Genomic DNA, 22,612 nt, shown 5'->3' on the forward strand with positions numbered 1-22,612 from the left:
CTATTTTGACTGGGGGAGCTATAGCGCATTGTTAGATGGAACAAAACCCAATCCGGGCAGTCATAAAATTATGTAGCCGCACTCTTCTATTACAGGCAAATTTGACAACAACTGACCAAACAAAATCAATATGGAGAAAATGTCATGAGTTCGTATACAACTAGATTATCTATCAAGCGCTTATTCATATATGCATCCATGTCTATCTTTATCTTAGCCAGCGCAGATGCCCTATCATATGGCAGTGGCGGTTATACAGCGAATCCCAGCAATGCAGCGGAACCCGACCAGGCTGTGTATTTTATTGAACCCAAAAACAATGCCACTGTTGACCAGGAATTTACTATTAAAATGGGTATCAGAGGGATGGCGATCAAACCCGCCGGAGACATGACACCCAACACTGGCCATCATCACTTGCTAGTTGATGAAAGTCCAGTTAGAAAAAACGAAGTCATTCCCAGTTCTCCTACGCATTTGCATTTTGGCAAAGGACAAACTAAAACCACACTAACGCTCCCTCCAGGAAAACATACATTAACACTGCAATTTGCTGACGGCGCACATCGGTCATATGGTTTCGCTATGCGACAAAGTATCACGGTACATGTCAAATAAAACATAATTAAAGGCGTCAATCACAAATTGTTTGTAAGAGAATCAATGGGTGACCCCATTGATTCTGAACTGTTTAATCCCTACTCAAGCTTTATTCAATAACGTTGCAATAACGAAATTGCACCAAACAAGAGTGGGCAGCCAGTCGACTGGATACGGCTATTTTAGACCGAAATAAGCAAACAATGCAGCCAATAATAGACCGAAAATGTAATCAAGTTTTTTCAATGACCACTGCAATACTTCATTCTTGATACTTTTTTTAAAGCCAAGTTCTATTTGGTCTTTATCACTTAACAAAGGTACAAATGGCTTCGCTTCCTCGTTGCTAAGATATCGAATGTATTGCTTTAGCGATCCAGTAACATTCTTTTCAAGTACAGGCAGTTGTTTTGTTTGTAACTGTCTTGCGACTTCCCCCGCATTTCCCTCATCTGCTTCTTTTTCAGCAACAAGTTTCTGTATTTTATCGCATGCTTCATGTGCTGCTTTTGCAGCCACGTACATTCCTAAATTCATTAGGACTTCTGCCGCTGATTTTTGCTTCGCAGACATTAAAATTTCGTTACTAAAGCATAGCCTTCTACCAAGATCCCCCGCTAAATACCCCCATCTAAGCTCCTTTGATAAGAAACCCCTTTTGTCGAAAGACTCATTCAAATTAAACCTCTCGGTTTCACTTTCAAAATACTCATCAGGAATATGCTCTCTAAGATCACTAAGCACCATGAATCTCAATTGAGATTCTATCCATTGGTTCATTTCTCCTTATAAATAGGCGCTGTCCTAACTAACCAAGAAAGGTTATCACTATTGACATGCGAAAAAGTCATTTAAGTCAGTATATGCAAACTCGCTATAACTGCTTCGTGTCTTTCATACTTATAGTTTGACCGATTTAAGGTGAAGTTGACAATACCCGTCGACAGTTGCCTCTCCTGCCTTGCCTCCCTTATAAGTGTCGAAAATTTTTACAGAACCTGTATGAGAAAACATCCAACTCTCTGAAATATTGATTATATTTATTTTGGTATGAATATTGCTCATATTTTACTCATAACAAGCTCATTAATATAAATAATAAGAGGAATTTTTGTATGAACAATAAACTGGTTTCAATACTGGGTGCTTTCTTGTTTTTTGGGGTTACAACTTCAGCGCAGGCTATACCACTAACTGGGCCATCTCCAACTGGCGGTTATATCATTGTCGAAAGCAGCGGCGCTTGCGCAGGTTATTGCGCTGAAGGGACGAACTTTATCGCTGATCAAACGTGGACCAGGCATTTAACACTCGGGAGCCTAAGCATGTCAGCGGGCGGTTCGGTGAATCACACCGAAGTAAAAGCGAATATTAATGGGATGAATGCGGGTGGTCGAATTATCGCGAGCCATGCGGATACTTATACACTCCACGGTCCCGCTGGCACAGGACTTGTGCCAGTCTCTGCGACATTGGATGTGACCGGGATTCGCTCCCCGCTCGCCAACACTGCAGTTGGGTTTGGAACTTTTGGGCGCAGCGCCTTTGTGGCTGGCAGCTCCATTTTTTATTATGAAGCGGCACACCCTATAAACGTCGATCAAGTTTTGACCTATTCTTTGGATGTGCTCGTCGACTCGACTTTTTCATTTTCCACGATCATTGACTTGTTGGTTCGCAGCGATCAGATTGCTACTTTCGGATCGACTGCTGTGCTCGGATTTATATTGCCTGAAGGCTATTATGTGTCGTCCGTCGAAGGATTCAATGGGGTCGGTAGCCGCCTGCCCGATCCGAGCTCAGGCGTGCCAGAACCAGCCAGTTTGGGCCTCTTGGGACTTGGCCTTGCCATGCTAGGTCTGGTTCGCCGCCGGAAGGGTAATGATTAATTTGATGTTGCTGCAAGCCGGTGACGGGCAATAATCGCCAATAAATTGGGTATTAACCCACCAGCCCAGCTAAAACCCGCTAACCAGCATGTCTCTGGTTTTTAAAAATTTAATGCACCTTTACGCAAAAGCTGACACTTTCTTGTTCATTCAGCAGATTAGATTCGCCTTCATTTGAATAGTGTTTTTGTATGTTTTCTTAATTGGGATGGATTATGAAATACCTTAAAACTCAAGTTGTTATAATTTTATTCATTTTGTTTCCATCGCTTGCGTCGGCAGCACTAATTTCGTTAGTGCTGGAACGGGATACGCCTTCCGGGAGCGGGCTTGATCTGTTCGTGCAGTCCTATGGGAGTTTGCCGGATCTGCTCACCAACACCAATGGCTCTGGCAGTCTTAGTGCGATACCCCTGAACCCCGGGTTTTCGGTGGGTGGAGCGTTTTACGATGGGACCTACAATCTGCTGCTGGAACGGGACACGGCCTCTGCGGGTGGGCTTGATTTGTTCGTGCAGACCTACGCGAGTCTGTCGGATCTGCTCACCAACACCAATGGCTCTGGCAGTCTTAGTGCGATACCCCTGAATCCCGTGTTTTCGGTGGGTGGGGTGTTTTACGATGGGGCCTACAATCTGCTGCTGGAACGGGACACGGCCTCTGCGGGTGGGCTTGATTTGTTCGTGCAGACCTACGCGAGTCTGTCGGATCTGCTCACCAACACTAATGGCTCTGGCAGTCTTAGTGCGATACCCCTGAACCCCGGGTTTTCGGTGGGTGGGGCGTTTTACGATGGGGCCTACCATCTGCTGCTGGAACGGGACACGGCCTCTGCGGGTGGGCTTGATTTGTTCGTGCAGACCTACGCGACTCTGTCGGATCTGCTCACCAACACCAATGGCTCTGGCAGTCTTAGTACGATACCCCTGAACCCCGGGTTTTCGGTGGGTGGGGCGTTCTTCACGCCTGACCCGCCCGTTGTTGTGTCCTCGCCCTCCTCAGGCATGCTAATTTTGGCAGGGGTCGGTTTGCTCATTGGATTTCGCCGTCGCAAGGCCATGCTGGTGCACTAGGGCGCGCCTGGGTTTAACAGCAAAAAGGTACCAGGTCCTGCAATACAGCATTTATTATTATTTTGTTAGACTTGGTGCCATTTGAGTTGCAACAAAAAGGCTTAGCCTGCATCACCTCTGACCCAAAACCCAAAAGTCAGGCGATGAGCATAAGTACATGAAAAAAACGACTTCCCGATTTGAGTAATCTCGGGGTTAACAGTCAATAGTTTGTTAAATAAGGGTCAGGGCGGCTTCTGGATGATTGTAAGGGTAGCTATTTGTATGACAGGTATTCTTCTTTGGGCTGGTGCTTGCTTTAACTGGTATCGGTTGGATTCAAAGGAATATTATTGCTGCGGTTCAGGTTCATCAGCGGAAAAATCCAATTCAACTTTTGCACCATCCGGGTCATAAAAAAACAACTGCCAGACGCCCAGTTCTTTCATACGGTTCAGTTTGTATACGATGCCGTGCTGCTTGAGTATATTGATCGTCGTTTGCAGACCGGTCGCGGTAAATGCCATATGGTCAATGACACCGGGCGCACTTTCCGGCATCGGTCGCTCGGCCATAATGTGCAGGAGGGAATGTTTCTGGTCTGCTGCGTACAGCCAAGCACCAGTTGATTCCATAGGTGGTCGGTAACCTTCACGCAGACCCAGTATTTCCAGATAAAAAGCCTTGGTTTTTTCCAGGTCACTGCTGATCACAGTAAAATGATTCATGCCTTCAATTTTCATGGTGCCTCCTTGTTATAATAATTGGACTGACTCACAACTGTGTATATTGTATTATGGCGTGGCAGTATGATGGAAGGAAAAGCAATACTCGAGAGGCCGAATATGCACAATACGGTCAGTCATCAAATGAGCGATCAGGGTATGGAATTACTCATGCCTATCGAGTCGTTTAGAAGGAAAGCACCAGGACAGACAGGTGGGTGCATAAACATCAGATATAACCGTTAAAACAGATCTTATCGCGTATTTGTTCAAATAACTTTTTTGGTTTAGGTTGGATGGTAGATGTATGTATAGTCAGTTGTAGTGGCTTATACTCAATGATTAAAAATAAATAAATCTTGGATTCGTATAATAACTATCCACTTTTAGTTGCCCATTGATTATTGATAGAGGTAAGCAGCTATCTGCCAGGGTATTTCAGACTAGTGCTGAGTTCATTCATAAATTGTTGAATACGTGCGGCATTTGCACCCAGGTCACTTAATCCAACACGTGAAACTGAACGCATGTCCACGCGTGTCTTATCTTCCACACTTTGTATGCGAATAACGACATCATCTTTGAAAGCCATGATCGGTGTTGTGGCTGTTGCTTCGATGGTGCCTTTATCTGCAGAGGCTGCTGCAATTTTCCAACCGTGTGATTTGGCCAGTTGCAGGGCCTGTATAAATACAATATCTCTGGAACGGTCTAACAGCAATGGTTTTAGCGCCGGATAAGCTTCCTGTTGCAATTGCGTAAGATTTTCCGGAGATTTGCGGTCTAATGTGTTATCGGTATGAGTGCGTAAAGCCAGAACAGCTTTAAATTCCGGTGGATTATCAATATCTGTGGTGATGTCATGTATGCGTGGAACACCTGAACCCGACAGCATGGTCAGTATAGTCGGTGCCGCCACAATAAGTCCGAGTAAAAGACCCGCTAAAACGGGTAAAACACTTTTTTGCTGTTGCCATGCGGTAATGAGACCGATCGCGCTTAGAACAACAGCCAGCAGACCTGAAAGTGCTGATACCGCCAGCATCGGCAGTGCGATTTGGAAACCGACTGCTTCAAACCGGTGCAGGACGACGGCCAGCATCGCAAGCAGTGCGGCCAATACTGCAATAATGATACCCAATCGAGGGAAGTTATAGCGTCTAAACATAAGCCGTAAATTTAAGTATTATTTGCCACGCCAGTGTACGGAATACAAATCATGGCGTCTGTCTTTCAGATTCTGTACTGTTCCGGCATTGCGTGCCGTACGCAGCGAATCCGGGCGTAAATCGGCAATGGCAATTGTTTCCACATTCGGCGTGGTATCAGCTGCGATGCCGTCTCGATCGAATGGAAAGTCGCAAGGCGTCAGAATGCAGCTTTGTGCGTATTGAACGTCCATATTCGCTACATTGGGCAGGTTGCCTACATTGCCGGACATAATCACATAGACCTGATTTTCCACAGCGCGCGCCTGACTGCAATACCGTACCCGTAAATACCCCTGGCGTACAGCCGTGCAGAATGGCACAAAAATCATATAAACCCCTTGGTCTGCAAGGTGTCTCGACAGCTCCGGAAATTCGGCATCGTAGCAAATTAAAACTCCGATAGGGCCGCAGTCCGTTTCTATGGCATTCAGCGTGTCGCCGCCTTCGATATTCCACCAGTAGACTTCATCGGGTGTAGGGTGAATTTTAGGCTGTTTATGGATGGAACCGTCACGCAGAAATATATAAGAGATATTTTCCACCCGTCCTGAAGACATATGCGTAGGATGCGTCCCACCGATAATGTTGACATTGTAGCGCAAAGCCATATCACGCATAGCTTTGGTAAAACGATCTGTATATTTGGTCAGTGCTTCAATTGATTCTGCTGGTGACAGGTGTTGATCCTCGATGGACAGTAATTGCAGTGTAAAAAGTTCAGGAAAAACGACAAAGTCACCATTGTAGTCGGCGATCACATCTACAAAATATTCCACAAAACTGGTGAATTCTTCAAACGAATTTACTTTCCGCATCTTATATTGAACGGTGCCAACGCGGACTGTTTCCTGGACCCGGCCACCAAAATTCTTGTTGCGCTTTATTTCTGATTCTTCCGGCACACTGGGATTGCGCCAGATAAGATGCACGCCATAACCCAATGATTCGGTATCTGCAGGCAGGTAATTTTTGATGACACCCAAGACCTCGAAATTATTGCGCAATTGGAACGACAGTACCTGATCGCGCAGCTTTTTCTCTACGATTTGTTGCACATAATCTTCTACATCTGGATAGCGCTTGGCTTTTTTGGCATAACTGGGCAGTCTTCCAGCAAAAATTATGCCTTTCAAACCAAATTGTTGACACAATTGTTTGCGGGCAATGTAAAACCGATGGCCTATACGATAACCCCGGAAATTTGGATCAACGCAGACTTCCATGCCATATAAATAGTCGCCTTCGGGATTATGTCGCGATGCATAACCATTACCGGTTATCTCAACCCAGGTATGTGACCTTAATGCAAGTTTGCCTGTAATACGAAAACTAGCACAGTAACCAACCAATTCCTGATCATAAACTGCGACTAACTGGCCTTCCGGGAAATTGTTAATCTGACCATTCAGAGCACCTTCCGAATAACTTGGAATGTTGGAGCCTTCATATACCTTATCAACCAGTGCTACCAGTGCAGGGACATCCTTCAATGATGCATTCCGGATCGTTAAACGCCCGGATTTTTTGATGATGGTCGATTTTGAGGGGGTAGGCTTCATCTTAAAATAAACGCGTTATTTTGATCTGCGTTGAAGCTGCCAATAGATGACAACACCAATTGTGCAAGCGACAAAGAGGGTAACAATAATATCACGCAGATATTCTTTGATCAGCGCTTCATTTTCACCGATAAAATATCCCAGTAAAGTCAAAATGATGACCCAAATGCCTGCGCCGAGACTCGTGTAAAAACAGAACATGGGTAGATTCATGCGTGCCAGACCGGCCGGAATGGAAATATATTGACGTACCATCGGTATCAGGCGGCCGGTGAAAGTGGAAATGTGGCCATGACGGTGGAAAAAAACCTCCATTTTTTGTAAATGGACCTCATTGAACATGACATATTTTCCATAATGCAGTAAAAACGGTCGTCCAAGCCATACCGCCAGATAATAATTAATCAACGCACCCAACAGGCTGCCGAAAATGCCGCAGAGGACTACGATGATAATTTGCATCTCACCCTTTGAGGCGAGGTATCCGGCGGGAACCATGATCACTTCGCTTGGAAAAGGCACGAAGCTGGATTCAAGCAGCATAAGGAGAAAAATTCCCGGGTAGCCCAGGCTACCGATAGTATTGACAATCCATTCAATAATTTCCGCGATCAAACCTGTCTGCCCTGTAGTATGTAATTACAGCTGTTTAGACAACGGCACCATCGTTTTCGGGTTTTTTCTCCTCCAGTTTCACCAGATCTTCACGTTTAACGCCCAGCAATATCAATATTGGGCTGGCAACCATGATGGAAGAATAAATGCCAAACCAGATGCCTATGGTTAATGCAAGTGCAAAATAAAATAACACTTCGCCGCCGAATAATAGCATGGAAATCACGACCATCTGAGTGCTGCCGTGAGTCATTATCGTACGTGCCATGGTGCGTGTTATCGCATTATTGATGACTTTTTCTACAGATACTTTACGCAACTTGCGGAAGTTTTCGCGAATTCGGTCAAAGATAACTACCGATTCATTCACTGAATAACCCAGTATAGCCAATACTGCAGCCAGTACCGTCAACGAAAATTCCCACTGAAAGAATGCAAAAAAACCCAGAATAATGATCACGTCGTGCAGATTGGCGATGATGCCGGCTATGCCGAATTTCCACTCAAAACGCACCGCCAGGTAGGCAACAATGCCGAGTGAAACAAATAACAAGGCAAGTGCGCCATTTTCCAATAATTCCTTACCGACTTGAGGGCCGACAAACTCGACACGGCGCATTTCAACTGTATCGTCCGCCTGGCGTAATGCTTCCAGTACCGTTTCAGATAACTGCGCACTGGAGTATTCCGGCATTACCGGCAGCCGAATCATCACATCGCGTGAAGTACCGAAATTCTGCACAGTTACATCAGTCATATTCAAACCAGCCAGAACATCTCTGATTTTATTTAAATCAGCTGTCTGTTCATAACTGATTTCAAGAACCGTTCCACCTGTAAAATCAACACCTAAATTCAGTCCTCTTGTGGCAATAAAAAAGACGGAGAGAATAAAAGTAACAAGTGAGATCACAGCCGCAGTCCGTTTCCAGCTCATGAAGGAGATGTCACGGCTAAATCTAAAAAATTCCATTGTAAATTCCTTTGCTATATCCTTGGATGGGTTCTTTCGGACAAATTATTTTTTCTTTAATTTCCGAGCGGCCGTTTTTCGTTTGTTTCGTGCGCTAACTGATGTTTTTTTTGGTGGAGCCGTTGATTCGGACTGGGTGTTTTCACCTGCTGCCGGTTGGCTTTTCTCCTGAAACGCCTCTGCTTCCGTGACTACAGGTTGCGTGGTTCTTTTCCCTGTTTTTTCCTCAATTTCGGGTTCGTTTGCATCAGATGCATTATTTTCAGATGAAGCATCTGATGGATTGGTAATTTCGTATCTAAATTGCTTACGGGCACTTTCATTTTCCGGAATCCAGATTTTTCCAATAGGGACAACATCCAGTCTGCGGCGGCTGCCATACATGAAATTAACCATACCCCGTGATACAAAGATCGCCGTAAATACTGAGGTCAGAATGCCCAGACAGAGCACTACGGCAAAACCTTTAACCGGTCCCGATCCAAAAGCAAAAAGTGCAATACCGGCAATGAGCGTGGTGATATTCGAATCCAAAATTGTGCCGGTTGCACGTTCATAACCGGCATTGATGGCAAGCTGCGGTGAAATGCCGGCACGCAGCTCGTCCCGTATTCGCTCATTAATCAGTACATTAGCATCAATCGCCATGCCGACAGTCAGTGCCAGCGCAGCCATGCCGGGCAACGTTAAAGTTGCCTGTAAAATAGACAATAAACCCACCAGCAACAGCAAGTTCAAGCTGAGCGTGAGTACCGAAATCACACCGAACGACATATAGTAGATCGCGATGAAAATGGAGACGGCCAAGAAACCATATAGGGTCGAATTAAATCCCCTGGCAATATTATCGGCTCCGAGGCTTGGACCGACAGTACGTTCTTCGATAATATCCATCGGTGCGGCCAATGCGCCTGCGCGCAATAGCAATGCTACATCACGTGCTTCAATGGTGCTCATGCGACCACTGATCTGCACGCGTCCGCCGCCGATTTCTTCGCGAATCACAGGTGCGGTGACGACTTCGGTCTGGTTGCGTTCAATCAACAGAATCGCCATACGCCTGCCTACATTTTCGCGTGTCAGTTTCTTAAATATTTGTGAGCCACTATTATCCAGCCTGATATGCACTGCAGCTTGATTGTCTTCGTTAAAGCCGGGTTGTGCATCGGTAATACGTTCACCGGTTAACAAAACCTGTTTTTTGACCAGTAACGGGCCACCGCCCCGTTCTTCGTACAGCTCGGTTCCAAATGGTATCTGACCTTGCAGGGCGGCATCCAGATCGCGTTCATCATCAACCATACGGATTTCAAGTGTCGCTGTGCGTCCGAGGATTTCTTTCGCTTTGGCCGTATCCTGCACACCGGGCAACTGCACAATTACGCGGTCTGCGCCGGCTTTTTGAATAATCGGCTCAGCCACACCGAGTTCATTGACACGGTTACGCAATGTCGTAATGTTTTGTTGAACCGTGGAATCCTGCATCTGGATCAGCGTATCAGGTTTGATAGATGCAATCAGATGAAAACGATTATTTGACTGTTCTTCTTTAAATTGAAGATCTTCATAATCAGTTCTTAACTCGCTTAAAGCTTGTGTGCGTGATTCGGCATCGCGAAATTTGATGGTAAGTGTTTCTCCGAGTTTTTCAACCCCTGCATAGGGAATTCTTTTTTCACGCAGTGTGCTGCGGATATCCGAGCTATGGCGATCCAGCGATTTGCTGACAGCACCTTCCATATCGACTTCGAGCATGAAATGTACGCCGCCACGCAAGTCAAGCCCCAGGTACATGGGCAATGCGCCCAGATCAGTCAGCCATTGCGGAGAATTAGGCAGCAGGTTAAGTGCGACCATATGTTCGTCACCCAACGTTGATTGCAACAGGTCTTTTGCTTTGATCTGTGTGTCGGTATCTTCAAAACGTACCTTGATGCTGCCTTCTTCCAGAATAAGACCGTCGCTGGTGATTTTCGCCTTCTCCAGGATGTCTTCAACCCGTTGCAGCAAGCTGGTATCAGCTTGGGTTGTCATTCTGAGTGGAGAAATCTGTACAGCGGGCGATTCACCAAAAAAATTCGGCAGGGTGTAGAGCAGTCCAAGTAATAAGGAAACCGCAATAATCAGGTATTTCCAAAGCGCGTAGCGGTTCATGACTATTCAGTAAATAATTTGAAAAAAAGAAAAAAATCAGAAGGTGACTGTATTGAATGTGCTTTAATCACTATTTGCAGTTTTATGTATTAATTTTTGTCACCTGATTTGGCGCTGTCATCCGTGTCACCATTCGCTGTAGTGTCCGAGGTGGTATCCTTGTTTTCAGTACTTTTATTTTCCTGAGCAGGCGTAGAAACCGATTTGGCAGGTTTGTTTTTCGGCTGTCTGATGTTTTTGGAAGGTTCGATGCTTTTTAGCGTGCCTTTTGGCAGCAGCGTTTGAACGGAAGATTTAAGTACGATCACTTCATGGCTGGGTGCAATTTCAACAACCACATAGCTTTCGCTGACGTTGAGGATTAAACCCAGAATGCCGCCGTTGGTAATCACCTCGTCACCTCTCTGAAGGTTTTCGACCATTTGTTTATGTTCTTTTGCGCGTCTGGCTTGCGGCCGAATCAACAAGAGCCAGAAAATAACAAAAATACCTATTAACAAAATGAGATTCGCCCATCCTGCTTCAGCTTGTCCAGATCCGGCGGCTTGTGCGTATGCATCACTAATCAGCATGATATTTCTCCAGGAACGATTAATTAAAAAGTGCACATATTAGCATGATGCGGCCATATCACTGAAATTCCCTCGTAAATTTTTGCATAAACTGACTCAATTGATTCTGTTCAATTGCGCTGCGTATTTCAGTCATTAATTCCTGATAATAGAACAGATTATGAACCGTGTTCAGTTGTGCACCGAGCATTTCATTAATGCGTTGTAAATGATGCAGATAGGCACGGGTAAAATTACGACAGGTATAACAGGCACAATGCGCATCTGGCGCTGTGGTATCCAACCGGTATCGGCTGTTACGCAACTTGAGGACGCCCTGGCGTGTATACAGCCAGCCGTTACGTGCATTCCGAGTTGGCAGTACGCAATCAAACATGTCTATTCCTTGTGCGACTGCATGTACAAGATCAGCCGGTGTACCAACACCCATCAGGTAACGCGGCTTGTCGACAGGCAGTAGCGGGGCCGTATGTTCGAGAATGCGTCTCATCTCGGCCTTGGGTTCGCCGACCGAGAGGCCGCCTATCGCATAACCATCGAAGCCGATTGCCATCAATCCGGCCAGCGATTGATCACGTACGCTTTCATACATGCCGCCTTGTACGATGCCGAACAAGGCATTGGAGTTGTCGCCATGCGCCTGTCTGGAGCGCTCGGCCCACCGCAAGCTTAGTTGCATGGAAGACTTTGTCGTTGCTTCATCTGCCGGATAGGGTGTACATTCATCGAATATCATCACAATATCCGAATTTAATATACGTTGAATACGCATTGATTCTTCCGGAGTCAGAAAGCAGCGGTCACCGTTTACTGGTGAGCTGAATTTTACGCCTTCTTCGGTAATTTTCCGCAAATCACCAAGACTGTACACCTGAAATCCGCCGGAGTCCGTCAGAATCGGTCCTTGCCAGTTCATGAAGCCATGTAACCCACCATGCGCTTCAATAACGTCTAAACCGGGACGTAGCCACAAATGAAAGGTATTGCCGAGAATAATTTGTGCATGAACCGACTGTAACATCGCTGGCGACATACCTTTGACCGCGCCATAGGTGCCTACGGGCATAAAAGCGGGCGTTTCCACCCGGCCATGCGCCAGCGTCAACGTGCCGCGTCTGGCGGCGTGATCTGTATTTTGTATTTCAAATTTCATGACTTTCTCTCAATAAGCATGGCGTCGCCATAACTGAAAAATCGATATTTATTAGCGATGGCATGGTGATAGGCAGTGCGTATGTTTTCCATTCCGCCGAACGCAGAAACCAACATTAATAACGTAGAGCGCGGCAAATGAAAATTGGTCAGCAAGCGCTCGGCAATCTGAAATCGATAACCCGGCGTGATAAAAATACTGGTTTCGCTTAAACCGGCAACTAATTTACCCTGGTGCTGCGTTGCTGAGGCTTCCAATGCACGCAACGATGTCGTGCCCACTGCCATAATACGGTTGCCTGTTTTTTTTGCTTGTTCGATCGTTCTGACCGTTTCTTCCGGAATATGAAACAACTCGCTGTGCATGGTATGGTCAGCAATATTATCTACGCGTACCGGCTGAAATGTGCCGGCTCCCACATGTAAAGTCACATAAACAATCACAACTCCCATTATTTTTAACTGAGCCAGTAAGTCATCATCAAAATGAAGACCAGCGGTTGGCGCAGCTACTGCACCCGCATTTTTTGCATAAACCGTTTGATACCGGGATTCATCCGCTGCTGATACTGCGCGATCTATATAAGGCGGCAAAGGTAATTGACCGTAATATTCAAGCAGTTCGTAAATCGATTTTTCATGCTCGAAACACAGTGTATAAAAACTGTCTTTACGTTCCGAGACAATTGTTGAGATGTGGTTCGCCAGTAACAGTTTGCTGCCTGATTTGGGTGCGTGGCTGGCACGAATTGACGCTTGTACACGATGCTCATCCAGTATTCGTTCAATCATTACTTCAATTTTTCCACCGCTTTCTTTCTGCCCAAGCAGGCGTGCCTTGATCACACGAGTATCATTAAATACCATGACGTCTCCCGGTCGGAGATAATCCGGCAAATTCAAAAATTGTGCATCGTGAAGCCGGTTCTGGGTGCTGTCTAGATAAAGCAGCCGGCTGCTGGTACGTTGTTCTGCCGGATATTTTGCGATAAGCGCCGGTGGCAAATCAAAATCAAAATCCTGTGTTTTCATGTGACTTGGCGCGAGTATGCAGTCTTTGGGAGCAGTCTCATAGTTGTCTGGCCTGTTAGAAGGCTCTTGGAGTGAAACACCTAAGCTAATAAATTGGGAAGTTCAATCAGAATTTTCCAGGAAATACATCAAAAAAGGTGAAATTATATACTGTCGCTGCTAATTTTTACGATGCAACTTGCTGTGATAGATAAATTCAGTGATAATTGCTTTTTTTCGTACCATGAAACAAGGGTACAGCCAGAGTCAGCTTGCCGAGGTGGCGGAATTGGTAGACGCACGGGATTCAAAATCCCGCGATGGTGACATCATGGGGGTTCGATTCCCCCCCTCGGCACCAACAGGGACTTTCAGAAAGTCTCACTTCACATCAAGTTCATTGTATTTATTCAGTTTTATTTAAATTGTTTGTGTCAGAAGATTGCATAACATCTTTTGATATACCGACAAATAGTTGGTGCTTTTGATGGTACTTTTAGATACCAGCAAGCGAGGTGCCAACAAATGCTTACCGATATTACGGTACGTCAAGCCAAATCAAGGGACAAACCCTATAAAATCAGTGACAGTGGCGGGTTGTATTTGCTGATTAAACCTACTGGCAAATATTGGCGTATGAATTACCGCTTTGCAGGTAAGCAAAAAACGCTTGCAATCGGTGTCTATCCAACGGTGTCATTGGTTGAAGCCAGAAAAAAGCGTGATACAGCAAAAGAACACCTCGCAAACGATACCGATCCAGCTTTAATCAAAGCAATCAACAAAAAAGCAAAACTTCATGCCGCTGAAAACACTTTCAAAGCCATAGCGCTTGAATGGCACACAAAACATATCCATACCTGGGCAGCTTCCACCGCGCATAATATCAAGCGCTATCTTGAAAAAGATATTTTTCCCTGGTTGGGTAATCGTCTTATCAAAGATGTAACCGCACCGTTGCCGTGAATATGCCGGGCGGGTGTTCAGGTATGCTGTGGCAACCGGACGCGCTGAACGCGATCCTGGCGGCGATTTAAGGGGCGCATTGACACCCGTCAAAGTAAAACATCATCCCAGTATTACCGATCCACAAGGGGTAGGGGCGTTACTGCGATCTATTCAAGGTTTCAGCGGCTCTTATATTACCAAATGCGCGTTACAACTTGCCCCGCTGGTATTTGTTCGACCGGGTGAGTTGCGTCATGCTGAATGGCCGGAATTTAATTTTGATAAAAAAGAATGGCGCATACCTGGTCATAAAATGAAGATGAAAGAATTGCGTATTGTCCCGTTGTCACAACAGGCCGTTGCAATTATCCAATCCATACAACCGTTGACAGGCAGCGGAAAATATGTTTTCCCGAGTATACGCAGCAATTCACGCCCAATGTCTGAAAATACCGTTAATGCCGCATTACGGCGTTTAGGCTATACACAAGATGAAATGACCGGGCATGGTTTCCGCAGTATAGCCAATACACTGTTACATGAACATGGATGGCCGCAACAAGTCATAGAACGGCAATTAGCCCATGCCGAACGTAACAAGATTGCTGCGGCTTATAACTTCGCTGAGCAGCACTTGCCGAAGCGTAAGGAAATGATGCAATGGTGGGCGGATTATTTGGGTTAACTGGCGATAAGTGCCAACGTGGTAACTTTTAGTAAAATTTGAATTGTGGCTTTAATTTAGATAATTATGAAAACTTGGAAAGAAATTCCATCGTGGTTTAAGCTTGATAATTATAATGGTTTGGCCAACTGTACAGCCAGAGATTGGTTAACCGAAATAGATATAAGATCAAATCATTACTATGATTTACAACTTTATGCAGGAAACGTAGTAGACACACGCTATCGGCTTGAAAACCAACAAGTTAAAGTATCCCAGCAACGAGTAAAAGCTGCATTAGATTTTTTTGATTCTATTAAAAGAGAACCCTTAATTACCCAAATACAAAGAGAGGATTTTCAGTCTGATGTGGTTCAATAGACCCGGACACTCCAATTAAGAGAAAATATTCTTAACTGGAGGAAGAGATGGTAACGAGGAAGCAATATACGAAGGAATTCAAATTAGACGCAATCAGTCTGGTTCAGGATCAAGGATTTACGATAGCAGAAGCAGCCCGAAGCCTGGAAATTAACACCAACATGCTCAGACGATGGATCAAGGAGTTTCAGGCTGGTGATGATGGACAGGCATTCCGCGGCAATAGGAAGCTGACGCCGGAACAGGAAGAAATTAGGCGACTGAAATCCGAGGTCAGGCAACTCAAGCTGGAGAAACAAATTTTAAAGGAGGCAGCGGTCTTCTTTGCAGAAGAAACGAAGTAAAATATTTGTTTATTGTCCAAAATAAGAAGACCTATCCGGTTGGCCTGATGTGCCGACTATTGGGTGTGAGTCGCAGCGCTTACTATGATTATGAGCATCGCCAGAGAAGTCAAACTGATGATTTCTGTCATAAGAAGCTGCTTGCAACAGTTCGAGAAATTGCGCAATCGTGCCATTATACCTATGGCCACCGCAGAATGAAGACAGCGTTGAATGCGCTGGGTTATCCGGTCGGTTGCTGGAAAACACGAAGCTTGATGAGGGAAGCCGAAGCACAAGTGAAATACAGGAAGAAGTGCAAGGTAACAACGAATAGCAACCACAAGCAACCGGTATTTGAGAACAGGCTGAATCGGCAATTTGATGTTGCAAGACCCAATCAAGCCTATGTCAGCGACATTACGTACATTTGGACGTTGGAAGGCTGGCTGTATCTGGCTGTTGTCATTGATTTGTTTTCCAGAAAGGTGGTTGGCTGGAGCATGAGCGCAAGAATGAAAGCAAGGCTGGTGTGCGATGCATTGAGGATGGCCATCTGGCAGCGCCGGCCACAGGCTGGCTTGATTGTCCATTCGGATCGCGGTTCACAGTATGCCAGCAAGGCATACCGGAGATTATTGAAATCTCATGGCTATATCGGCAGCATGAGCCGTTTGGGGAACTGCTGGGATACTCAGTTGCTGAAAGCTTCTTTGGCAGTCTTAAACAGGAACGCTGCCAGTGGCGGCACAATCAAACCCGATACGCGGCGAAACAGGATATTTTGCAGTATATCGCTGTGTTTTATAATAGCTACAGGCTACATTCATACCTGGGATACAGAAGCCCTAATCAATATGAGGCAAAAGTAGAAAAAACGATGAAAGTCGCTTAACTGGTGTGTCCGGTTTTAATTGACCAGGTCAGTCTGCCCTTGATAAAATTTTTCAAGATTTAGAAATAGAAAGAAAACAAGAGCATAAATTTGCTAGTGTTTGATGTGGTTGCTGGGTAGGAGAGTTTTTCCTATGGTCGGATTTTTTTACACTTTCTTGAATAAATACATTAATTCTTTAACTAATTTTCAGACTAAATTAGTTTATGCCAATTTATGTATTTGATATATATGCAAATAAATTATTGTATATGACTGTGGCATAATTATTGCTTTGTACATAATGAAGTTTTATTATACAGATATCAACAAGGTACTCTCTGAACTTTCATCCATGCGGGTAATGCAAACCGCGTAAAAACGCTAGAAATTGAAAATTGAAATTTTAAACTTTAATTGCTAAACGAGTAAATTTAGCATACAAAAAGTGCCCAATAATAATATTCAGTTTGTTGAGTGAGTGTAGATAATTGTTAAATTGTACTGTTTACTTTTAAATCATTTTTTGTACAGTAGGGCAATTTGACGGTGCCTCTGAAATAGCAAAAATGATCTATTATTTAGTGTTCAGTCAACAAAATTGATGGTACTTTGCTCTTTAAAAAATAAAATACTTTCTAACTTAATAAGTTAATCTGTCTTTTTGGTTTCCCCCCTCTTTTCTTATTCCTTACCAATTCTTTACGCACCAAGGCGCAGGCCGCAGCATGGGCTGCTGATGTCGAGCGGGATATTTTATCAAATAATAAATATTCCGGTATTCAGAACAGGCCGTTCTCTGATTTGCTGCAACAATATGCCACAAAGGTATCACCAACCAAGTGCGGTTGCAGGTGGGAGGTGTTGCGCATCAATGCGATTTGCCGCGATCCTGTTGTTGCTGTGATGCTGCCTGATTTAAGCGCAGTTGATTTTGTCGAGTTCCGTGACCGCCGTTTGGAGGTTGTTTTGCCTGGCACTGTGTTGCGGGAATTTAATCTGATCAATCACGCGATCAATGTTGCGATTGATGAGTTGGGGCTGGCTCAATGACAATCCGTTAAAATCCGTAAAGAGACCGAAGCCACCGCCAGCGTGTGGCCGACGGTTATCCCAGGATGAGATTGACAGGCTATTTGTATGTGCTTGGATATGAGTTTGATGCAAAGCCTGGCACAGTATCCGCCCGGGTCGGTTGTGCCATGTTGTTTACGATTGAGACAGTCATGTGCGCCGGTGAGATTTGTGGTTTAACCAGGCGTGACGTTGACCTTGATGCGCGTGTAGCAATTTGCCGAAAACAAAAAACGGATTTTCGCGCAAGGTGTCATTGTCTGCTGAGGCGGTGCGGTTGATCGGTCAAATGGACAAGGATAGTGAATCTGTTTTTAACCTGCAAACATCGCAGGTTAATGCGCTGTTTCGCAAGGCGGTAAAACGATCCGTGATTGATGATTTGAATTTTGATGATACTCGCGCCGAGGCGATCACCTGGCTTTCTGCCAAAGTTGATATCCTGACGCTGGCAAGGATTACCGGGAGTCGATGGAGGATGTGGCAAGGCGTATTTGATTTACATGTGATCACGGAATTGGCTAACCTTCTTTTTCTGAATCCATATAATGACTCCATGATGTTGTGAATCCTATACATTGTGATTCGTCAGCAAATATGACTTGTGCGTACGGGCTTGCTAGCTTGTACAAATCAAGGATAGTATAGTCTAGCCCCGGAGCCGCTCCGTTTTGTATCAATGAATCCTCTGTGGTCCCTGCAAGGCAGGAGAGAAGGTTATCTAAATATTCCGGATTTGTTGTGCAATATGCTTTTGTCAATCTTTTTTTCATCTCTTCTCCTGATGAGAAAACACCCAGTTAATAACGTCGATTGCTTTCCACATTGGGCCTGGCCTACCTCCCGATGTGCTCGGGAAGTTGATGCGCCTGGGGAACGATGGCAGCGGGGCGTAATAGCTCATAAAAGTCTGATAGCTTTTGCCGATATAAGCTGCGCATTGTTTCGCGTTCCATACCTGTTTTTCAATGGGCACTGGCGGTGGTGCGCGCAGTGCTATGGCTTCGGCCAGTTGGTCTATGATGCTTGTGTCCTGGGTGTTCATCGCCGAATCTTTATCCATGCGTCGAACCTAAAATATATGTACCCATCTGCACCAAATAGGCGATCAATAATCATATCTGGATTATGTAAGCCATATACAGGACGATCCAATTTAATAGTAATGGTCGCTCCATGCTTTTTAAAACTAACAACCCCATGAATCTGATCATACAGGCGCTGTTTTGCCTCGGCGATTTCTTTATCAACGTCAATGTTTCGGATTGGACTAGTCAGGATGAATCTCAGGACTAGTTTGGTACAATTAATAGGGATTTAAATTAGATGAGATTATTTTTAAGTGTTTTCGTGTTTGCGTTTGCCGTGGCAGTTAAGGCCGCAATTGTAACACCCACGGATTCAATACCAGATTTCGCAGCAAATCCAACCTGTACGACAACACAGAGCGGCAACTGGTTCAGTGTTGGCACATGGGACTGTGGCCGTGTTCCAACCACAAATGATATTGCGCTGGTTGATCAGGGTCATGCAGTTATGTATAACGGCGTCAGTAATGATTCGCTGACAGCGTTGGGCGTCAAAGGCACGCTACAGTTTAGCAACACCGTAAACACCCGCATCAATGTTGCGACGATTCTTGTGTATCGTGAGGGGCGACTGGATGTTGGTACAACAGCAAATCCTCTGCCTGCAAATATTGTTGCTGAGATTGTTTTCAGCAACCGGCCAATCGATACCAAATTTGATCCTATGCAATACGGAAACGGATTGATCGTCCTCGGGGAGATAAATGTTCATGGCGCGGAAACTGGTGAGACGTGGCGGAGATTAACCGCCGAGGCGCTTGCGAATCAGAATACTATTACACTTGAATCTGTTCCGCCTGGCTGGCAAGTCGGCGATATTCTTGTTTTGCCTGATTCACGGCAACGAGTAATCAAGCATAAATGGACAATCAACCCTATGGAATTGACCATTTTAAACATCGAAGAGCGTGCTATATCCGCGATCAGCGGTAATACGATCACACTTGCGCAGCCATTATCATTTAATCATAAAGGCGTTCGGGATAGTAACGGGGTATTGATTGCATTGCCGCACGTTGCCAATACTACTCGCAATGTCATTTTTCGCTCTGAGAGTGCTGGAGGTGTACGGGCGCATGGCATGATGACTGAGCGCGCCAGGATTGAAATTCGATTTTCTTCGTGGATAAATATGGGGCGCACCACAGCCGATCCTCTGGATAATACCGAGGTCGATGCATACGGCAATGTCACGCATATTGGGACTAACCAGATTGGCCGCTACCCAGTACACCTGCACCATCATATGGGACCGGTAAATGCAGCTAATGAAGGTTATCAAGCGATAGTATCAGGCAATGCGTTTGTAGACTGTGAAAAGTGGTGTGTCAGTTACCACGATGCACACTGGAGTTTATTTTCAAATAATGTGCTTTATGGCGCTACTGGTTCCAGTTTTATGACTGAGGATGGCAACGAAACTGCAAACGAAATTCTTGATAATATTGCGATATTGTCAGGAACACCATTTAATAACTACTATGATCCGAGATATGGCGGCACTGCTGGCCTCAATCCGTACCGAAAGGAAAGGTGGGATGATTTTGGCTGGGAAGGTTCATGTTATTGGCTCACCGGAAACAGCAATATTCTTCGTGGCAATGTAGCAGCCACCTGCGCTTATGCTGGCGTCATGGATAATGCACGCGGCGCATCAGGTTTTGGTTACCATTATCCGAAAGTACCTTTGCATCGTGGCGCAGACATAACGAACGAATCGGAATGGTATCAATATAATCTTGAGTTTGCACCCGAAATTATCGACTACAGCAACAATGAGGTATATGCATCAACAGTTGGCATCTGGAATGGATTTTCAGGCAACGTAGGTGAAACGAAAGATACTTTAATTTGGCACACCAGCCAGCAAGGTATTTACTCGCAGCGGAACAATTACGCGAAGTATACAAATGTTCGGCTATACAATGACCAGGCTTTATCGAATCAAAATTATCTGCCAGCCTATACAATAGGTGTCGACCTATTTAACCCGCGTTATCAGTCAGGAACAGTGGTTCTTGAAGGCATGCACATCGAAGGGTTCAGCCTAGGCATTGATCTACCCGCATTTATGCAAGACACCAATCAACCGATTGGGCCGGTACCGCCAAGATTGATTTTGGTAGACAATTCTTATATGCGTAACTATGCTAATGTCGCCGATCATTCCCCGTTGGTTGGACCTAAAAATACACTGTTGCGCGATGTAGAGTTTGAACGTAATACAGGACCATCTAACCCCAACCTGTCAACTGTACCGGCAGACATCGTGACAAGCATCGTTTCACCGTTCTCATTGTCAACTTTAAACGTGCATTCGCGGCTTTATGTGTTTGGGTATAATAAAGTTCAAGGCGACGATTTCAAGGTCTATTTTTATGAGCAAGAAGCTGATTACGTCATGTCATCGCGTGATTATCCTGCAGGCACACCTTTGGCCGGAGATAAGCATAACTGCCCGACAATCGGATTGACTAATCAGGAGTGCAGCGATCAACATCTAGGCGTGTCAATCATGGGCGAGATAGCAACTTGCAACGATGACACAACGCGACAGTATGTCGATGCGTTCACCTGTCCAAAAGGTGATACAACAGAGCTTGATACCATGTTAAACGCAATGCCTTAATCCAATCCAAACATCCGGGATCAATATCGATCCCGGATTCAAATTTAACAGTCAATTTGTTACAATTAGGTTTCGTAATTTCTGCTTTCAAAAAGCAATTACGGATTAATTGCGGAATTGTTTTATAAACGATTGATATAATTATATTCTTGTTGCTCCCCCTTGGCACCAACAGGGACTTTCAGAAAGTCTCACGTCACATCAAATTCATTGTATTTATTCAGTTTTATTTAAATTGTTTGTATCAGAAGATTGCATAACGTCTTTTGACATACTGACAAAATGACGGTATTTTTGGCGGTACTTTTTGATACTGTTACACGAGATACCGTCAAATGCTCACAGATACCGCAGTGCGTCAGGCTAAACCGAAGGATAAGCCCTGTGCTGGATTAATTATACAATTTGTGGTGTGTTCCTCTATTTTGTCTTGTCTTGTTTAATCTCGTAACTGATGCCAGAATTCCCCATTTCAGCACATACTTCACCCCGCCTGTTTTATATTTATGATCCAATGTGCAGTTGGTGCTATGCTTTTGTTAAAAGCTGGCATGCGTTGCGGCTGGTATTGCCTGCAGAGGTCCAGGTTATTTATATCGTGGGTGGACTGGCGCCGGATACGGAAGAACCCATGCCTGAAACCATGCGTATCATGATTCAACATACATGGCAAAAAATAGAAAAAATGGTGCCAGGTGTTCAATTTAATCATGACTTCTGGGTTTGCAATACACCGAGACGCTCGACCTATCTTGCATGCCGGGCGATACTGGCTGCGAAAAAACAAAGAGGCATTGCCGGACTTATTGACATGTTGTGCGCGATTCAGACAGCTTACTATCAAAAAGCTCAGAATCCGTCTTTGCCCGAAACCTTAACAGTATGTGCCAGTGAGATTGGGCTCGATGTAACGTTATTCGAAACCGATTTGGTGAGTGAGAGTATCAATAACACGCTGATACAAGAAATTCAGGTGGCGCGCAAGCTGAATGCATTTTCATTTCCAACTTTGTGCTTAATGCTAGACGAAAAAATCCATCCCATTAAAGTGGAATATCTCGATCATCAAAAAATGTTGAATGAAATTAACACTGTGATTACTTGAATTCAGTTATAAC

General features: G+C 44.9%; 21 protein-coding genes, 1 tRNA gene and 2 pseudogenes. 13 read left to right on the forward strand and 11 right to left on the reverse strand.

What is annotated here, in order from left to right; all coding sequences use genetic code 11:
* The first annotated feature begins 144 nt into the window (after positions 1-144).
* Entirely contained in the window at positions 145-618 is a 474-nt protein-coding gene (locus C8R11_RS00810; RefSeq protein WP_219908511.1) for a DUF4399 domain-containing protein, read from the forward strand.
* 159 nt (positions 619-777) lie between these two features.
* Here the strand turns inward: C8R11_RS00810 and C8R11_RS00815 are convergent, their stop codons facing one another.
* Complete coding sequence (locus C8R11_RS00815; protein ID WP_107794040.1) at positions 778-1,380, reverse strand: hypothetical protein; 603 nt, start codon at positions 1,378-1,380, stop codon at positions 778-780.
* A 335-nt stretch (positions 1,381-1,715) separates the two neighbouring features.
* Between C8R11_RS00815 and C8R11_RS00820 the strand changes: the two genes are divergently transcribed.
* Both C8R11_RS00820 and C8R11_RS00825 read left to right on the forward strand, forming a co-directional pair.
* The gene (locus C8R11_RS00820; RefSeq protein ID WP_244907500.1) at positions 1,716-2,489 is read left to right on the forward strand and encodes a PEP-CTERM sorting domain-containing protein; all 774 of its coding nucleotides are present in this window, start codon (positions 1,716-1,718) and stop codon (positions 2,487-2,489) included.
* A 215-nt stretch (positions 2,490-2,704) separates the two neighbouring features.
* A complete protein-coding gene (locus C8R11_RS00825; protein WP_107794041.1) occupies positions 2,705-3,562 on the forward strand; it encodes a hypothetical protein in 858 nt (285 codons plus the stop codon).
* Between the two features lie 329 nt (positions 3,563-3,891).
* Here C8R11_RS00825 and C8R11_RS00830 read toward each other — a convergent pair whose 3' ends face one another.
* Positions 3,892-4,284, reverse strand: coding sequence for a VOC family protein (locus tag C8R11_RS00830; RefSeq protein WP_090699804.1), 393 nt, complete (start codon positions 4,282-4,284; stop codon positions 3,892-3,894).
* Positions 4,285-4,350: 66 nt separating this feature from the next.
* On the opposite strand from C8R11_RS00830, the gene C8R11_RS15950 reads away from it, so the two are divergent.
* Positions 4,351-4,512, forward strand: coding sequence for a hypothetical protein (locus C8R11_RS15950; RefSeq protein ID WP_181258115.1), 162 nt, complete (start codon positions 4,351-4,353; stop codon positions 4,510-4,512).
* A 175-nt stretch (positions 4,513-4,687) separates the two neighbouring features.
* Here the strand turns inward: C8R11_RS15950 and C8R11_RS00835 are convergent, their stop codons facing one another.
* From C8R11_RS00835 to queA, 8 genes are all read right to left on the reverse strand, one after another.
* Positions 4,688-5,434: a DUF1499 domain-containing protein gene (locus tag C8R11_RS00835; RefSeq protein WP_107794042.1), complete on the reverse strand. Its 747-nt coding sequence runs from the start codon at positions 5,432-5,434 to the stop codon at positions 4,688-4,690.
* A gap of 18 nt (positions 5,435-5,452) precedes the next feature.
* Positions 5,453-7,036, reverse strand: a complete 1,584-nt coding sequence (locus C8R11_RS00840) for a bifunctional GNAT family N-acetyltransferase/carbon-nitrogen hydrolase family protein (RefSeq protein ID WP_107794043.1) — start codon at positions 7,034-7,036, stop codon at positions 5,453-5,455.
* 15 nt (positions 7,037-7,051) lie between these two features.
* On the reverse strand, positions 7,052-7,651 hold the full coding sequence (locus tag C8R11_RS00845) for a DedA family protein (protein WP_107794044.1): 600 nt from the start codon (positions 7,649-7,651) through the stop codon (positions 7,052-7,054).
* 34 nt (positions 7,652-7,685) lie between these two features.
* A complete protein-coding gene (secF, locus tag C8R11_RS00850; RefSeq protein WP_107794045.1) occupies positions 7,686-8,624 on the reverse strand; it encodes a protein translocase subunit SecF in 939 nt (312 codons plus the stop codon).
* A 45-nt stretch (positions 8,625-8,669) separates the two neighbouring features.
* The gene (gene secD, locus C8R11_RS00855) at positions 8,670-10,778 is read right to left on the reverse strand and encodes a protein translocase subunit SecD (protein WP_244907501.1); all 2,109 of its coding nucleotides are present in this window, start codon (positions 10,776-10,778) and stop codon (positions 8,670-8,672) included.
* 89 nt (positions 10,779-10,867) lie between these two features.
* A complete protein-coding gene (gene yajC / locus C8R11_RS00860) occupies positions 10,868-11,350 on the reverse strand; it encodes a preprotein translocase subunit YajC (RefSeq protein ID WP_107794046.1) in 483 nt (160 codons plus the stop codon).
* Positions 11,351-11,408: 58 nt separating this feature from the next.
* On the reverse strand, positions 11,409-12,503 hold the full coding sequence (gene tgt, locus C8R11_RS00865; RefSeq protein WP_107794047.1) for a tRNA guanosine(34) transglycosylase Tgt: 1,095 nt from the start codon (positions 12,501-12,503) through the stop codon (positions 11,409-11,411).
* Positions 12,500-13,534, reverse strand: a complete 1,035-nt coding sequence (gene queA, locus C8R11_RS00870) for a tRNA preQ1(34) S-adenosylmethionine ribosyltransferase-isomerase QueA (protein WP_107794048.1) — start codon at positions 13,532-13,534, stop codon at positions 12,500-12,502. Before queA ends, tgt begins: the two co-directional genes overlap by 4 nt.
* Before the next feature lie 253 nt (positions 13,535-13,787).
* Here queA and C8R11_RS00875 point away from each other — a divergent pair.
* The 7 genes and pseudogenes from C8R11_RS00875 to C8R11_RS00900 all read left to right on the forward strand — a co-directional run bounded on the left by C8R11_RS00875 (position 13,788) and on the right by C8R11_RS00900 (position 18,345).
* Positions 13,788-13,874 (forward strand) — tRNA-Leu (locus tag C8R11_RS00875).
* Positions 13,875-14,038: 164 nt separating this feature from the next.
* Positions 14,039-14,498: pseudogene (locus C8R11_RS17035) on the forward strand (tyrosine-type recombinase/integrase); the annotation flags it as partial.
* 9 nt (positions 14,499-14,507) lie between these two features.
* Positions 14,508-15,146, forward strand: coding sequence for a tyrosine-type recombinase/integrase (locus C8R11_RS17040; RefSeq protein WP_342352445.1), 639 nt, complete (start codon positions 14,508-14,510; stop codon positions 15,144-15,146).
* Positions 15,147-15,212: 66 nt separating this feature from the next.
* Positions 15,213-15,506 carry a DUF6387 family protein gene (locus C8R11_RS00885; RefSeq protein WP_107794049.1) on the forward strand — a complete coding sequence of 98 codons (294 nt, stop codon included), beginning with the start codon at positions 15,213-15,215 and terminating at the stop codon, positions 15,504-15,506.
* 47 nt (positions 15,507-15,553) lie between these two features.
* Positions 15,554-16,724: pseudogene (locus tag C8R11_RS00890) on the forward strand (IS3 family transposase).
* Positions 16,725-17,564: 840 nt separating this feature from the next.
* Entirely contained in the window at positions 17,565-17,756 is a 192-nt protein-coding gene (locus C8R11_RS00895) for a hypothetical protein (protein WP_107794050.1), read from the forward strand.
* A gap of 277 nt (positions 17,757-18,033) precedes the next feature.
* Positions 18,034-18,345, forward strand: coding sequence for a site-specific integrase (locus C8R11_RS00900; protein ID WP_181258116.1), 312 nt, complete (start codon positions 18,034-18,036; stop codon positions 18,343-18,345).
* 201 nt (positions 18,346-18,546) lie between these two features.
* Here C8R11_RS00900 and C8R11_RS00910 read toward each other — a convergent pair whose 3' ends face one another.
* Positions 18,547-18,840, reverse strand: coding sequence for a hypothetical protein (locus tag C8R11_RS00910; RefSeq protein ID WP_107794052.1), 294 nt, complete (start codon positions 18,838-18,840; stop codon positions 18,547-18,549).
* A 263-nt stretch (positions 18,841-19,103) separates the two neighbouring features.
* Here C8R11_RS00910 and C8R11_RS00915 point away from each other — a divergent pair, with 263 nt between their 5' ends.
* Together C8R11_RS00915 and C8R11_RS00920 are read left to right on the forward strand one after the other, a co-directional pair.
* Complete coding sequence (locus tag C8R11_RS00915) at positions 19,104-21,494, forward strand: G8 domain-containing protein (protein ID WP_107794053.1); 2,391 nt, start codon at positions 19,104-19,106, stop codon at positions 21,492-21,494.
* 454 nt (positions 21,495-21,948) lie between these two features.
* Positions 21,949-22,599, forward strand: a complete 651-nt coding sequence (locus C8R11_RS00920) for a DsbA family protein (RefSeq protein WP_219908512.1) — start codon at positions 21,949-21,951, stop codon at positions 22,597-22,599.
* Positions 22,600-22,612 lie beyond the last annotated feature (13 nt).

This window comes from Nitrosomonas aestuarii (genome assembly GCF_003046585.1).
GTDB classification, from domain to species: Bacteria; Pseudomonadota; Gammaproteobacteria; order Burkholderiales; family Nitrosomonadaceae; genus Nitrosomonas; species Nitrosomonas aestuarii.

Coding starts and splice junctions, on each gene's coding strand:
- tgt (WP_107794047.1), bottom strand. CDS start 12,503: ATGAAATTTGAAATACAAAATACAGATCACGCCGCCAGACGCGGCACG.
- C8R11_RS00830 (WP_090699804.1), bottom strand. CDS start 4,284: ATGAAAATTGAAGGCATGAATCATTTTACTGTGATCAGCAGTGACCTG.
- C8R11_RS00835 (WP_107794042.1), bottom strand. CDS start 5,434: ATGTTTAGACGCTATAACTTCCCTCGATTGGGTATCATTATTGCAGTA.
- C8R11_RS00910 (WP_107794052.1), bottom strand. CDS start 18,840: ATGGATAAAGATTCGGCGATGAACACCCAGGACACAAGCATCATAGAC.
- secD (WP_244907501.1), bottom strand. CDS start 10,778: ATGAACCGCTACGCGCTTTGGAAATACCTGATTATTGCGGTTTCCTTA.
- C8R11_RS00885 (WP_107794049.1), top strand. CDS start 15,213: ATGAAAACTTGGAAAGAAATTCCATCGTGGTTTAAGCTTGATAATTAT.
- C8R11_RS00920 (WP_219908512.1), top strand. CDS start 21,949: ATGCCAGAATTCCCCATTTCAGCACATACTTCACCCCGCCTGTTTTAT.
- queA (WP_107794048.1), bottom strand. CDS start 13,534: ATGAAAACACAGGATTTTGATTTTGATTTGCCACCGGCGCTTATCGCA.
- secF (WP_107794045.1), bottom strand. CDS start 8,624: ATGGAATTTTTTAGATTTAGCCGTGACATCTCCTTCATGAGCTGGAAA.
- C8R11_RS00840 (WP_107794043.1), bottom strand. CDS start 7,036: ATGAAGCCTACCCCCTCAAAATCGACCATCATCAAAAAATCCGGGCGT.
- C8R11_RS00825 (WP_107794041.1), top strand. CDS start 2,705: ATGAAATACCTTAAAACTCAAGTTGTTATAATTTTATTCATTTTGTTT.
- C8R11_RS00810 (WP_219908511.1), top strand. CDS start 145: ATGAGTTCGTATACAACTAGATTATCTATCAAGCGCTTATTCATATAT.
- C8R11_RS00820 (WP_244907500.1), top strand. CDS start 1,716: ATGAACAATAAACTGGTTTCAATACTGGGTGCTTTCTTGTTTTTTGGG.
- C8R11_RS00815 (WP_107794040.1), bottom strand. CDS start 1,380: ATGAACCAATGGATAGAATCTCAATTGAGATTCATGGTGCTTAGTGAT.
- yajC (WP_107794046.1), bottom strand. CDS start 11,350: ATGCTGATTAGTGATGCATACGCACAAGCCGCCGGATCTGGACAAGCT.
- C8R11_RS15950 (WP_181258115.1), top strand. CDS start 4,351: ATGATGGAAGGAAAAGCAATACTCGAGAGGCCGAATATGCACAATACG.
- C8R11_RS00915 (WP_107794053.1), top strand. CDS start 19,104: ATGAGATTATTTTTAAGTGTTTTCGTGTTTGCGTTTGCCGTGGCAGTT.